Origin of the sequence: Nonomuraea dietziae (genome assembly GCF_014195505.1) — a bacterium.
GTDB classification, from domain to species: Bacteria; Actinomycetota; Actinomycetes; order Streptosporangiales; family Streptosporangiaceae; genus Nonomuraea; species Nonomuraea roseola.
Genome location: NZ_JACIBV010000002.1, coordinates 175,021 through 187,277, shown reverse-complemented (window position 1 = coordinate 187,277; position 12,257 = coordinate 175,021). Strand labels below are relative to the sequence as shown.

At 70.2% G+C, this 12,257-nt stretch carries 14 protein-coding genes; 7 read left to right on the top strand and 7 right to left on the bottom strand.

What is annotated here, in order from left to right:
• Positions 1-7: 7 nt before the first annotated feature.
• Positions 8-1,063 (top strand): flavin-containing monooxygenase, encoded by a 1,056-nt coding sequence (locus tag FHR33_RS43455; protein ID WP_183660939.1) that lies wholly within the window; start codon positions 8-10, stop codon positions 1,061-1,063.
• Positions 1,064-1,326: 263 nt separating this feature from the next.
• Entirely contained in the window at positions 1,327-2,148 is an 822-nt protein-coding gene (locus FHR33_RS43450; RefSeq protein WP_183660938.1) for an alpha/beta fold hydrolase, read from the top strand.
• 146 nt (positions 2,149-2,294) lie between these two features.
• Here FHR33_RS43450 and FHR33_RS43445 read toward each other — a convergent pair whose 3' ends face one another.
• Positions 2,295-3,158: a LysR family transcriptional regulator gene (locus FHR33_RS43445; protein ID WP_183660936.1), complete on the bottom strand. Its 864-nt coding sequence runs from the start codon at positions 3,156-3,158 to the stop codon at positions 2,295-2,297.
• Positions 3,159-3,251: 93 nt separating this feature from the next.
• On the opposite strand from FHR33_RS43445, the gene FHR33_RS43440 reads away from it, so the two are divergent.
• The gene (locus FHR33_RS43440) at positions 3,252-3,989 is read left to right on the top strand and encodes an SDR family oxidoreductase (protein WP_183660934.1); all 738 of its coding nucleotides are present in this window, start codon (positions 3,252-3,254) and stop codon (positions 3,987-3,989) included.
• A 106-nt stretch (positions 3,990-4,095) separates the two neighbouring features.
• Here FHR33_RS43440 and FHR33_RS43435 read toward each other — a convergent pair whose 3' ends face one another.
• On the bottom strand, positions 4,096-4,938 hold the full coding sequence (locus FHR33_RS43435; RefSeq protein ID WP_246453699.1) for a helix-turn-helix domain-containing protein: 843 nt from the start codon (positions 4,936-4,938) through the stop codon (positions 4,096-4,098).
• A 193-nt stretch (positions 4,939-5,131) separates the two neighbouring features.
• Here FHR33_RS43435 and FHR33_RS43430 point away from each other — a divergent pair, with 193 nt between their 5' ends.
• Positions 5,132-5,692, top strand: coding sequence for a GrpB family protein (locus FHR33_RS43430; RefSeq protein WP_221242535.1), 561 nt, complete (start codon positions 5,132-5,134; stop codon positions 5,690-5,692).
• A gap of 134 nt (positions 5,693-5,826) precedes the next feature.
• Here the strand turns inward: FHR33_RS43430 and fxlM are convergent, their stop codons facing one another.
• The 4 genes from fxlM to FHR33_RS43410 all read right to left on the bottom strand — a co-directional run bounded on the left by fxlM (position 5,827) and on the right by FHR33_RS43410 (position 9,614).
• Positions 5,827-6,789 (bottom strand): methyltransferase, FxLD system, encoded by a 963-nt coding sequence (gene fxlM / locus FHR33_RS43425; protein ID WP_312896043.1) that lies wholly within the window; start codon positions 6,787-6,789, stop codon positions 5,827-5,829.
• A gap of 433 nt (positions 6,790-7,222) precedes the next feature.
• On the bottom strand, positions 7,223-8,116 hold the full coding sequence (locus FHR33_RS43420) for an NAD(P)H-binding protein (RefSeq protein WP_312896042.1): 894 nt from the start codon (positions 8,114-8,116) through the stop codon (positions 7,223-7,225).
• A gap of 505 nt (positions 8,117-8,621) precedes the next feature.
• The gene (locus FHR33_RS43415) at positions 8,622-9,002 is read right to left on the bottom strand and encodes a hypothetical protein (protein WP_183660932.1); all 381 of its coding nucleotides are present in this window, start codon (positions 9,000-9,002) and stop codon (positions 8,622-8,624) included.
• Between the two features lie 219 nt (positions 9,003-9,221).
• Positions 9,222-9,614, bottom strand: coding sequence for an STAS domain-containing protein (locus tag FHR33_RS43410; protein ID WP_183660930.1), 393 nt, complete (start codon positions 9,612-9,614; stop codon positions 9,222-9,224).
• A gap of 33 nt (positions 9,615-9,647) precedes the next feature.
• On the opposite strand from FHR33_RS43410, the gene FHR33_RS43405 reads away from it, so the two are divergent.
• Both FHR33_RS43405 and FHR33_RS43400 read left to right on the top strand, forming a co-directional pair.
• On the top strand, positions 9,648-10,121 hold the full coding sequence (locus FHR33_RS43405; RefSeq protein ID WP_246453698.1) for a helix-turn-helix transcriptional regulator: 474 nt from the start codon (positions 9,648-9,650) through the stop codon (positions 10,119-10,121).
• Positions 10,122-10,168: 47 nt separating this feature from the next.
• Positions 10,169-10,702: a GNAT family N-acetyltransferase gene (locus tag FHR33_RS43400; RefSeq protein WP_183660928.1), complete on the top strand. Its 534-nt coding sequence runs from the start codon at positions 10,169-10,171 to the stop codon at positions 10,700-10,702.
• A 410-nt stretch (positions 10,703-11,112) separates the two neighbouring features.
• Here FHR33_RS43400 and FHR33_RS43395 read toward each other — a convergent pair whose 3' ends face one another.
• The gene (locus FHR33_RS43395; protein ID WP_183660926.1) at positions 11,113-11,439 is read right to left on the bottom strand and encodes an STAS domain-containing protein; all 327 of its coding nucleotides are present in this window, start codon (positions 11,437-11,439) and stop codon (positions 11,113-11,115) included.
• Between the two features lie 301 nt (positions 11,440-11,740).
• On the opposite strand from FHR33_RS43395, the gene FHR33_RS43390 reads away from it, so the two are divergent.
• The gene (locus FHR33_RS43390) at positions 11,741-12,133 is read left to right on the top strand and encodes a CBS domain-containing protein (RefSeq protein WP_246453768.1); all 393 of its coding nucleotides are present in this window, start codon (positions 11,741-11,743) and stop codon (positions 12,131-12,133) included.
• Positions 12,134-12,257 lie beyond the last annotated feature (124 nt).

Here is a 12,257-nt window from a genome sequence, read left to right as displayed (position 1 = left end):
TGACCTCGTGATTATCGTGATCGGCGCCGGTCAGGCCGGGCTCGCGGCAGGCCGCGCGCTGCGCCTGGCCGGACATGACGTGCTTCTGCTGGACGCCCACCCCCGGCTCGGTGAGTCCTGGCGACGCCGCTGGGACTCTCTGCGCCTGTTCACCCCCGCCCGCCTGAGCGCGCTGCCCGGCATGCCCTTCCCGGGCCCGGACAACCGTTACCCGGGCAAGGACGAGGTGGCCGACTACCTGCAGGCGTACGCGACCCGCTTCCAGTTGCCCGTCCACCTCGCCACCACCGTGACCCAGCTGCGTCTGACCCCGGACGAAGGCTTCGAGGCGATCACCAGCCACGGCACCTTCACCGGCGACGGGGTCGTGGTCGCCACCGGCCCGTTCCAGCAGCCTCATATCCCCGACCTGCCGATCCCGCCCGAGATCGTCTCGCTGCACAGCGCTGCCTACCGCAACCCCGAACACCTGCCCGACGGGCCCGTGCTGGTCGTCGGCGGAGGCAACTCCGGCGTGCAGATCGCCGCCGAACTGGCCGCGACCCGCCCGGTGACCCTCGCCCTCGGCAAACGGCAACCCGTGCTGCCCCAGCGCATCGGCGGCACCGACGTCTTCACCTGGCTTCAGGCTCTCGGCCTGGTCCGCGCACCGGTCACCGGCCGCCTCGGCCACCTCGTCCGCAACCGCGACCCCCTCATCGGCATGGGACCACGCGGCCTGCGCCGCCTGGGCGTCCGCATCGTCGACCGCATCACCGCAGCCGACGGCACGCGGCTTCGCAGCGACACCGGAGAAACCATCGCCCCGTCGGCCGTGATCTGGGCGACCGGCTACCGTCCCGACTACCGCTGGATGCACATCCCCGGCGCGCTGGCCGGCGGGCTCCCCCTCCACACCGGCGGCATCAGCCCGGTACCTGGCCTGACGTACCTCGGCCTGCCCTTCCAGCGTAACCGCGGGTCCGCCCTGCTTGGCTGGGTTGGCGAGGACGCCGCAACGGTCGCCGCCACCTTTGCGGCTCAACCGCAGGCCACCAGGACGGCGACGAGCCGCCACCGCTGACCCTTCGCCGGCGCACCCGCCGGCCCTGCGTGCGGTGGACGTGCCCGCGGCGGACATCGCCGCTGCGCTGAGTGATGGGGAGGGCATGGAAAGTCGCGCGGAATGGGGCGTGGGCGGTGCTGCGCCGCCGGCCGCCGCTGGAGTGAGAGGTACAGGCCCAGCAGTGCTCTCCGCGCTGCCGGTCGCTGGCTGGGAAACGATCGCCGTGCGAGTGTCGTTGATCACCACAGGTGGTGCTGTCCTGACGGTGAGGGAGAAGGAACGTGGCGGTCGCGGAGGTCGAAGGGGTGGCAGCCGGGTACGAGCTGCACGGCCCTGCCGATGGTGAGCCGGTGCTGCTGCTGGGAGGCACCAGCATGCCGCGCGGGGTGTGGACGATGATGCAGCTGCCCGCCCTGGTAGAGGCGGGCTACCAGGTGGCGGCCGTGGACCCGCGCGGCACCGGGGAGTCCTCGGCGCCGCTGGGCGGGTACGCGATCGCCGACCTGGCCGCCGACGCGGCCGGGGTGATGGCGCATCTGGGCTGGGCGCAGGCTCGGATGATGGGGCTGTCGCAGGGCGGATTCGTGGTGGAGTACCTGGCCGCCGAACGGCCGGAACTGGTGCGCTCGGCGGTGCTGCTGGCCAGCGCCGGACCTGCCACCGCCTATCAGCGAGCATGGTTTTCGGCGATGCGGGCCCTGTTCGCTGCCGGGCCGGTGCCCCAGGAGTTCTTCATCGCCGAGAACCTGTTGAACGCGCTGCCTGCCGAGCAGTTGCGGGATGACGATGCGCTGGTCGGGCAGTGGGTGGAGCTGTTGTCGGGCACGACGTGGGATACGCCGGGCGATCGCGGCCAGCACCTGGCTTGGATCGAGTGGATGCTGGATGTCGATCACGCCGCCCGCTGGCCGCGTATCGGCGTCCCGGTGCCGGTGCTGGCACTGGAGCATGACCTGCTGTTCCCGCCGCGCGGGGGACGCCTGGCGGCGGCGGTGATGCCGCAGGGCCGCTTCCCTGAGATCGCCGGCCATGCGCACGGCGGTGCGATTGCGGCCGGCGAACAGATTGGCCCGGCGGTGCTGGAGTTCTTCGCCGAGCACTGACCCCCTCGCTCAGGGTTGGCGCCCGTGGGATCGGTGGCCACGGCCGGGCCGGCGGGGATGCTCTCAGTCGGCGGCATCGGCGATCACCAGGCGGGAGTTCGTCTCGCGTCCGGCCTCGCGCTTGAGTCAGGCGGGTCAGGAGAGCGTCAGAGCTGTGTCGCCGTGCGGATCAGCCCGGCGAGGGCGAGGGAGCGGCTGTGCGCGGGCCAGGCGATGTGGGTGACGACGGGGGGTGCGTCGGTCAAGGGGACGGCGGCGTGCTCGGCCCATAGCCAGGCGCGGGCGGAGTCGGGGAAGACGGCTACGGTGCGTCCGAGGGCGATCAGCTGGGCCAGCTGCGTCTGGTCGTGGATCTCGGGGCCTGGGCCGGGTGGATACGTGCCGTGGCGGGACCAGCGGGCGAGCGGAAGATCGGGGATGTCGCTGACGTCGGCCAGGGACAGAGTCTTGTGCGCGGCGAGGGGGTGCCCGGCAGGCAGGATCGCGATCTGCCCTTCGGTCATCAGCTCCTCGCTGTCGAACCCGGCGAGGGAGTTGAACGGCGCGTGCATGAGCGCCACATCAGCGCGGCCATCGCGCAGCATTTCTTCCTGCTCGCACGTGCCGCTCGGTAGCACCTCGACCTCGGCGGCGTCTGGCTCGGCCGCGTAGGCGTCGAGGAGCTTCTGCAGCAGTTCGTGAAAGGCGGCGGCCTTCACCGCCAGCACCAGGCGGTGGCGGGGTTCACCTGGTCTGTCGGCGCCACCGGCGCGACGGGTGCGGCGAGCGGCGGCGGTGATCGCGTCGAGGGCTGCGCGGCCCTCCTGCAGCAGTACCTCTCCGGCGCCGGTCAGGGAGACACCGCGGCGGTTACGTTTCAGCAGGGAGACGCCGAGGCGCCGCTCGAGCTGCTGGATCGCCCGGGACAGCGGTGGCTGGGCCATGCCGAGGCGCTCGGCGGCGCGGCCGAAGTGCAGTTCCTCGGCGACAGCCGTGAAGTACCTCAACTCGCGGGTCTCCAAGGTGTCCACGGCCACACCGTACTTCACTGATACCTACCAGGTATGACAGGGCACTGTATCGGTGTTGGAGGCGCCGCTCGGCCGCGAGCGAAGATCGACGGCATGAGCGAAACGAAGATCGCGCTGGTGACCGGCGCGAACAAGGGAATCGGGTACGAGATCGCGGCCGGGCTGGGCGCCCTCGGGTACCGGGTGGGCGTGGGAGCCCGCGACGAGGCCCGGCGCGAGAGCGCCGTTGAGAAGCTGCGCGCCGCCGGGGTGGACGCATTCGGGGTGCCGCTGGAGGTGACCAGCGACCAGAGCGTCACCGATGCCGCGGACCTGATCGAACGGCAGGCCGGGCGCCTGGACGTCCTGGTGAACAACGCCGGTATCTCAGGAGAGACGGGGCCGGGGTGGGCGCAGGACCCGACCACGCTCGACCTCGACATGGTCCGCACGGTCGTGGAGACCAACGTCATCGGTGTCATCCGGGTGACCAACGCGATGCTGCCGCTGCTGCGGCGCTCGGCGTCGCCACGCATCGTCAACGTCTCCAGTGCCGTCGCCTCCCTGACCCGGCAGGCGGACCCGGACATCGAGATCGGCCCCATCATGGCGGCCTACTCGCCGTCGAAGTCGTTCCTCAACGCCGTCACCGTGCAGTACGCCCGGCAGTTCGCCGGAACGAACATCCTGATCAACGCCGCCTGCCCAGGCCTGGTCGCGACCGACTTCACCGGTTTCCACGGACCCCGCACCCCTGAGCAGGGCGCAGCCACGGCGATCCGGCTCGCCGCCCTGCCCGACGGCGGCCCGACCGGTTCGTTCTTCGAGGACGACGGCGTCATCCCCTGGTGACCCCGAACCTGTCGTGATGGCGGTAGGCGCCGGGCATGGTCGCCGCCCGCCGCGCTCGCAGCATCGAGGCAGGTCCGCCCTGAGGTCAGCAGTCGGGCCCGATGGGTCAGGCGGTCGCTGGCGCCGGCTGGGTGTCGCGCAGTGCGGCCAGGGCGGAGGCGAACATGGTGGTCTTGATCGCGGCCAGGGTGGTGCGGTCCTTGCCGGCCAGGGGCCGGACGCGGCCGTCGGCGGTGGCGATGCGCCGGTCGAGCTCGGCGACGTCGTCGACCAGGCCCAGGTCGCGGGCTTCGGGGGCGCTGAACCGGTGGCCGGTGGCCATGGAGGCGATGGCGGCGGCCGGGGTGAGCTTGCCCTGGATGAGGTGCGAGAGCAGGGCCAGCAGCCGCCGGTCGAGCGCGAACAGGTCGGCGGCCAGTTGGTCGGGCAGATCAGGCCCCAGAAGCTGCTCACGGCGCACGCCCATCAGCATCCGGGCCGCCGCAGGACGGCGCAGCGCGAAGACGGCAGGCGCGTCGGCCGCCGCGACAACCGCCTCCACCATCGCCGTGGCCGGCTGCCCCCCGGTATTCAAGGCCTGCTGAACCAGCGTGGACTGTAGGTCGAGGAAATCGTTCGCCGCTCGCAGCCAGACCCGCCCCAGCAGCGCGGGCAAAGACTCGAACGAGTGATAGATCGCCCCATTCGACATGCCCGTAGCCGCCGCCAGGCCCCGGATGGTGACCCCATCAGGCCCCGAGCCGGCCACCAGCCGCTCCGCGGTGTCCAGGATCAGTTCGGGGTCGTGAATACGAGGCCGCGCCCCGCCGTCGCTGACGACCGTCGCGCACAACCTGCCCGGGGAGCTCGCTGCGCGCAACTGGTCCTCGGCGGGGAAGCGGCGAATGAGACCGGCCTGATCGAGTGGCGCCTGGTCGTGCGCGACTCCACCCGCGATGACCGCGGTCAAGCGCGCGCTCCGGGCAGGGGAGCCTGACCGGGGCCGGCTTCCTCGGGCGGCTGCATGGCGCCGAAGTCCGGTCCGATCCTCCCCGAAGGCCGTACTGGATGTCCACGGAGGGCGTTCGCCGCCTATCTCGAAACGCCGGCACCGAGACCGTTGCCGGATCATGATCTTCTCTGCGCGAAGGTGGCCTGACACCGTGGACAATCAGGATATGGGGGATCTAATCGAGATCATGGACTATGAACCGGTTTGGCAGACGGAGTTCGCCGCGATCGGGACAGCTTTGCGCGGGGTGCTCGGTGAGGGCGCACTGCGGGTCGATCACATCGGCTCGACGTCGGTGCCCGGTCTGGCCGCCAAGTCGGTCATCGACATCCAGATCTCGGTACGCTCGCTGGAGCCGTTGGATGCCTACAGGGCTCCGCTGGAGCGGCTCGGCCTGGTGTATCGAGCGGACAACCCCGAACTGACCAAACGATACTTCCGCGAGGCGCCAGGCGGCCGCCGCACCCACATTCACGTGCGCGAGCTCGGCAGCTTCTCCCAGCAGTTGCCCCTACTGTTCCGCGACTACCTGCGCGCCCACCCAGCCACCGCGGCCGAGTTCGCGCAGGCGAAGCGACGATGTGCGCGACAGTTCCGCGATGACAGGGAACAGTATGTCTCTGCCAAGGAGCCCTTCGTCTGGGACATCGTGCGGCGCGCCGACACGTGGGCTCAGAGCGTCGGCTGGCGGCCGGGTCCGAGCGACGCCTGACCCGGCCGACAACAGATCTGAACGAATCCATCCAAAACGCCCTCATCAACATGACGGAGGGAACCTTTGTGAGGGTGGGGTCCTGCCGGTTTCCCCCTGCTGATCGGCTCGACCGGCGGGAAGCGCGGTGGTCTCTATGGCCAGGAGACAACAACGGCTCCGTGCCTCTTGATGATCAACCCGCTGGACGGTGCCGGGACGGCTGCGGACTTCGGGAGGTAGCGGATGGTCGCGGCGCCGCGACGGTGGTGCTCTCGCGCCCAGCGCCGCAGCGACTCCACGTAGCGGTCGGCGATCTGCTCGGCCGAAGGCCCGTGCGCGATGACACCGGTCTCGTATCCGCCCGTCTCCTCGTTCTCCCGGCTCGTCCGGTAGGCGAAGCTGCCGCCGCGCATCAGAACGGGTGCCCCTCGGCCGGTTGAGCCGGCGCCCTGAAACGGCACGAAGCCGCACGGGCCGTAGCTGCGGCTGATCAGACCGCCCTCGCCGTCGCAGTAGAACGCGATCGTGCGGGTCACCCCTTTCAGCCGCAGCGGGACGACGATGCGGCCGTCCGGACTGAGCTGCTCCAGCCACGCGGGCGGGATGTCCCACGCCCCGGCCGTGACGATGATCCGGTCGTACGGGGCGTTCGCGGGCACGCCTTCCTCGGCGTCGGCCAGGACCACGTCGATGTGGTCGTAGCCTGTCGAGCGCAGGCAAGCGCCGGCACGCTCGACGATCTCCGGATCGATGTCCACGGTGGTGACGCGACCCTGCTCACCGACGATCTCGGCCAGCAGAGCGGCGTTGTAGCCGCCAGACCCGATCTCCAGCACCCGCATGCCGGCTTCGATGCCGGCCTGCTCCAGCATCACGACCTGGATGTGGGCGGCCGACATGGAGCTCAGGGCCTTGCCGTTCACGTCGCGTTTGATCACCAGAGGGTTGTCGGCGGCGTAGGCGTCCTCCAGCGGCGCACCCGGCGCGAACAGATGCCGAGGCACGGTGGCGACGGCCGCTGCCACCGACTCCGACCGAATGGCTCCCAGATCGTGCAGCTCGCTCACCATGGTCGCCCGGAGCTTGGTGGCAGCCTGGGAGTCGTCGGTGGTCACGGGTGATTCCCTCTCATTCGGTGATGGCTCGTTGGTCGCGGTCAGGTTGGCTGCTGACAGGCGCTCTTGCGCGCTTGACGGCGGCGGGGCTTGTGGTGGTCGCCGGGTGGAGCTTGGTCACGTCCGCTGTCTGATCTGTGGCGTCGCACCCACCTCGGCCGGATATCCGTCCCGCACTGCTCCCGCGTCGCCGCCGGAACCTGCTCCTCGAACCGCACCAGCTCTCCGATCGCCTTGCTGATCGCCCCCACCGCTCAACGAGGATGAGCGCCTCCGGCCCTTCCGTCAGTCTGGCTCGCGTGGCCGTCCTCGATCAATGGCCGTGGCGGCGACGCCGGCCTCGTGGGTGAGCTGGGTGACCGCCTGCGCGACGACCTCGGAAACCGTCCGGGGCACGGGGGACAGGTACAGCCGCTCCCCGGGACCAGAATCGTCATGCCACCTCCATGAAGTCCGCCGCGTGGTCGCGGGCCCACCGGGTGAACGCGCGCGGCGGGCGGCCGGTGAGCTCCTCGTACGTGCCGGTCGGCGGCAGCGCGCCGGGCCCGTCGAGCGCATCGGCCAGCAGCTCGATCAGCCAGTCGGCGACGTCCGGTGGGCAGCCGTCCGCGAGCCACTGAGCGCGGGCCTGCGCCGGGGTCAGCTCCTCGAAGCGGACGTCCGCCCCGATGGCGGCGCCGATCGCCGCCGCCTGCTCGGTCTGGGTGACCTTGGCGGGGCCCGTGATCGTGTACGCCGCGCCGAGGTGGTCGTCCGTCAGCAGCGCGGCCACCGCTACCTCGGCCACGTCCGCCTCGTGGACCAGGGGGTAACCGGACCGGCCGTACGGCTCGCGTACCGTGCGCTCGGTGCGGATCCGCTCCGCCCAGCCGAGGGCATTGACGGCGAGCAGGCCGGGACGCACATGGGTCCACTCCTTGCCGGTGGCCTCGACCATCAGCTCCAGCCCGCGATGGGCAGCCCGCTCCTCCTCCAGGTGCCGCCCCAGCGCGCTCGGGTCGTCGGACGGGGCGAACCCGGCCGCCGCGGCCGAGTGGACCACGAACCTGCGTACGCCGGCCGCCGAGGCCCGCTCGACGAAGCCGAGGTCGGCGGATTCGGGCACGTGGTAGGCGAACGGGAACAGGTAGAGCCGCTCGACACCGTCCAGCACATCCGGCCAGGTCTCCGGCCGCTCGAAATCGCCGCGGACCAGCTCCACCCCATCGGGGAGGTGGGCCGCCCGCGGGTCGCGCACCATGGCGCGTACCCGCTGGCCGGCCCCCACCAGCCCGTCCACCACGCGACGGCCGATGTTGCCGGTCGCGCCCGTCACCAGAATCGTCACGTTGCTCCTCTGACTTGCCGGATGGGCAATGGGCCGCCGCCGCGGTCCGTGGCCTTGGCTTCGCGACGGCGGCCTCTGACCCGGGGGATGCTAGGCCGGGTTCGGCGGACTCGCATATGGACCGGTCCAAGCGGGCGCCCTGCGTGATGCACGGCGCGCCGGAGCGCGGTCTTCGGGGATCGGTGGTGTCCTGAGATGCCCTCGGCCGCTGTCCGAAACGATCGATTCTCAACACTCAGTGTGGCCGGTCTGCAGGCGGCTCGTCGTCCTGCTCGCCGGCGGCCGGGGGAAAAGCTTCCGGTGCCGTGACGTGAGCACGAGAGGGCGCCCGCACACTCCGGTTGATCGTTCATCGTGGCGGCGCGATCCCTCCGCTCCCGTCAAGAAGCCGGATCTCGGGCCTCGTCCGGGTCGGCTCCCAGCCAGTAGCGTGGCTTGGCCGTACTGCGGGTGGGGCGGCGCGGCTCAGCTGAGCGCTCCTGGTAAGGGGACCGAACGGCGACCGTCAGGGGCGTTCGCGGTGGAAGGATTGCCTGCGCCACAGCCAGGAGGCCAACAGGGTGATCGCCGCGCCGGCCAGGCCGGACAGCGCCATCGCCGGCAGCGAGGGCCCGCTACGCGCGGCGTTCGCGCTGAGCGCCGCGCAGGCCCGGTCGAAGGCCGCCGGATGCTTGGCGCGCCAGGTCTGCAGGCTGACCGGGGTGCCGCCTTCCAGCAGGATGCCCTGCGCTGAGGCGACCGAGGGCTCGAACACCCTGATCGCGGAGATCATCCCGGCCTGGCGCTGGGGAGCGAAGCAGTACACCATGTCGGCGTCGCTGGGACCGGAGCAGCCGGTCAGGGCGATGAGCGTCGAGAGCGTCACGACCCATCGGGGAACGGCCACCGGCGGCCCCTACCCCTGCGAGCGCCCTCACGCCGTCCGCGCCCTGGGCCATCGCCGACGACTCCTGGCGAGACCGGCTACGTCGTCATGCCGTCACCCCGAACACGAATGACTTTCTCAAATGCCCAGGAAGGGGCTACGCGCCCGCTCAGGCGTGCTCAGACGTGGGCGGCGACGTTCGTCCTCCCGCGCCGCGAGGGCGGTGAGTCATGACGCGGGTCAGTCGAAGGGGGGAAGGTTCAGCAGGCTCATCAGCCTGGCCATCTGCCGTGGTGTGTTGCGGACATGGAGCGTGCGATCGGCGGTGAAGGCGGTCAGCGCCTTGATGGCGGAGATGTCGGCGAAGGTGACGGCGCCGAGGTCGAGGATGAGCCGCTCGTCGATGCGGCGGGCCTGGGTCAGGATGGACAGCATGGCCCGGCAGTTGGTGGCGTCGATCTCGCCGGCGAGCCAGATCACCGACGAGGCCGGCGTCACGGTGCAGGTGATGCGCAGGATCCGATCGACGTACAGCAGTTGCTCGGGTCGGGCTCGCTCGGGCGCGAGCTGCTCAGGGACGCTTCCGTCGGCGAACTTGGGCAACTCCTCCAGCGGGCCGTCGCCGCGGGACATCACGGCACCTGATCTGAGCGGCATCATGTTCCTTTGATCGACAACGGCCCGCTGTCCATGCGAGCCGCGACGTCACACCAATTCCGTAAAAAGATTACCGGAAAAACTTTTCGCCTTACAAGCTTCGTGCGTCAGGATCGCCTTCGATATACTCGCCAGACGATGGACAACGCTGCCGATCGACGCTCCGCCTGGACGTTCCTGACCAACCACGCCCGCGTGCTGCTGGCGGTCGCGGCGGATCCCCACGTGCGCATGCGCGACATGGCGGCCAAGATCGGCATCACCGAGCGAGCGGCTCAGGGCATCGTGGCCGATCTGGTGGAGGCCGGCTACCTGGAGCGCATCCGGGTCGGGCGTCGCAACCACTACCAGATCAGACCCGATCAGCACTTCCGCCATCCCGCTGAGGCCGACATGCCGGTCCAGGTGCTGATCGACATGTTCACCCACCGCGACCTGCCGTCCGGCGGGCTCCGGAAGGCATCCGAGCCCGTCCTGACCTGATCGCTCCAAGCGCACCGTGTATCGGAAGTGGTGCGATCATTCGTGCCATGACAGCTGATGGGGATGGCAAGGAGGTCGTCTTCCAGCGCGTTGGCGTCGACCGTATGGGCGAGGTGCTGAGCGTGCTCGATGAGGCGGCGCAATGGCTCAACGCACGTGGAATCAGCCAGTGGCCTGCGCGTTTCGAGGCTGCATGGGTTAAGGAAGCCATTGTGCGGGGCGAGACGTGGCTGGTGACAACCGGGGACGAGGTGGCGGGGACGATCACCATGGACTGGTCGGATCCCCTGTGGACGGATGCCGACGCGGCGGGATACGTGCACCGCATGGCCGTGCGCCGATGGGCGTCGGGGCTCGGGGACTGCATCCTCGACTGGGCGGCCAATGCCGCACAGCAGCGGGCCGCCAAGTACCTGCGGCTGGACTGCGTGAAGTCCAATGATCGGCTGCGTGCCTACTACGAGGCGCGCGGCTTCGCGCACCGCGGAGACGTACCGGTGGGTGGGGCTCCTGGTCAGCGGTTGGAGGACGGTCCGGTCACCTGGGTGAGCCGCTATGAGCTTGCCTTGCCGCGGGCGTGACCTGCCCGTCATACCACTCGTTGCTTGCCGCGACAAGGGCGACCACCGCGCGAGCCACACTATCGTGCAGCGACTTCCACGCCGGCGCAGGTAGGTGTCCGGGGAGTATCAGACCGGATCTTGATGGCAGATTCGGTGACGACGGTTGTTCGCCCTCGTTGAGCGCCGCGCGACCGCCCACGGCGCTCGTACGCGACCGCGGCCACGACTTGCGCTGACCAGGTGTGGCGTCATCCGCGGCTACCACGCCGAAATCGACCCGGCGGCGCTCAACCGTGGAGTCCAGGCAATGGTCGACGTGCAGGTGCGGCCGCTTCGCGCAGGCATCGGAGTCTGTTGAAACTCCCGGCGAGCGCCAGCCGGTCAGCACTCCCGAACATGTCCCCAGCCCGCCGATCGGCGGCACAGAGTCAGGTGGTCGCGGCGGGCTCGATGTCGAAGGCCGCCTCGAGGCGGGTGAGCCTCAGCACGCGGTGCAGCTGGCCCTGGACGTGGATCAGGCGCAGCGCGGCGCCGTTCTGGTCGGCGGCGTGCTGGATCTGGAGCAGGCCTTGAAGGCCGCTGGAGTCGCAGAAGGTCAGCGCAGCGACGTCGACCTCCAACGTCGCGGGCTGGGCGGCCAATGCGGCGTCGACGGCTTGGCGCAGGACGGGTAGCGCGGTGATGTCGAGTTCGCCGACCAGGTGCATCACCGGCCGGTCGGGATGGCGGAGAAGGTCCACGTGTAAAGCGGTCATGGAGGCCTCGCCCAACGACGGGGGTGGGTGTCACCAGCGCACAAGCCGCGCGACTGGCACGGTGCCGTGGTCTCACTGTACGCCGCCCTCGTGCCACGGCCCAGACGCGGTGATGCCACCACCGCAAGGTGCGCGAGAAATCGCTGCGGCTTTCGGCCTGCGGTGACAGAGGCTGGCGGCCCATTTCCGCCGTGACCCGGTGGCATGCCCGCAGGGGGCCACATGCGATGGCGGTCATCGGGTAGGGCATCGGGAAACACCACTTCAGGGGGATGACATGGCCAAGACCGTAGCCGACGTGATGACCGCCGATCCGCAAACCATCGAGGCCGCACAGCCCGTCTCCGCTGCGGCCCGCCTCATGCTCGATCACGACACCGGCGCCGTGATCGTGACCGAGGACGGCCGCGTCAGCGGCATCATCACCGACCGCGACATCGCCATCAGGGTCGTGGCGGCCGACAAAGGCCCCGACACCCCGGTGGCGGACGCCTACAGCGGCGACCTCACCAGCGTGGGGCCGGATACGAGCATCGCGCAGCTGGTGCAGCTGATGCGCTCGGCCGCCATCCGCCGGGTGCCGGTGGTGCAAGACGAGCGGGCCGTCGGCATCGTGAGCATCGGAGACTTGGCGATCGAACGCGATTCCGACTCCGCCCTGGCCGACATCTCGGCCGCCGAGGGCAACCAGTAGATCACCGGGAAGACGACCGTGTGACGAACGTTCACGACGCGCGGCCCCACCGGGCCGCCGCCTCGCCACGGCTGCTCAGGCCATCGAGCGTCAAGCCGCCGCCCAGACCGTCACCGTGGTCGCC

Excerpts from the sequence above, each read along its gene's own strand:
- FHR33_RS43395 (WP_183660926.1), bottom strand. The coding sequence starts at position 11,439 with ATGACCGCTTTACACGTGGACCTTCTCCGCCATCCCGACCGGCCGGTG.
- FHR33_RS43400 (WP_183660928.1), top strand. The coding sequence starts at position 10,169 with ATGACAGCTGATGGGGATGGCAAGGAGGTCGTCTTCCAGCGCGTTGGC.
- FHR33_RS43410 (WP_183660930.1), bottom strand. The coding sequence starts at position 9,614 with ATGTCCCGCGGCGACGGCCCGCTGGAGGAGTTGCCCAAGTTCGCCGAC.
- FHR33_RS43440 (WP_183660934.1), top strand. The coding sequence starts at position 3,252 with ATGAGCGAAACGAAGATCGCGCTGGTGACCGGCGCGAACAAGGGAATC.
- FHR33_RS43390 (WP_246453768.1), top strand. The coding sequence starts at position 11,741 with ATGACCGCCGATCCGCAAACCATCGAGGCCGCACAGCCCGTCTCCGCT.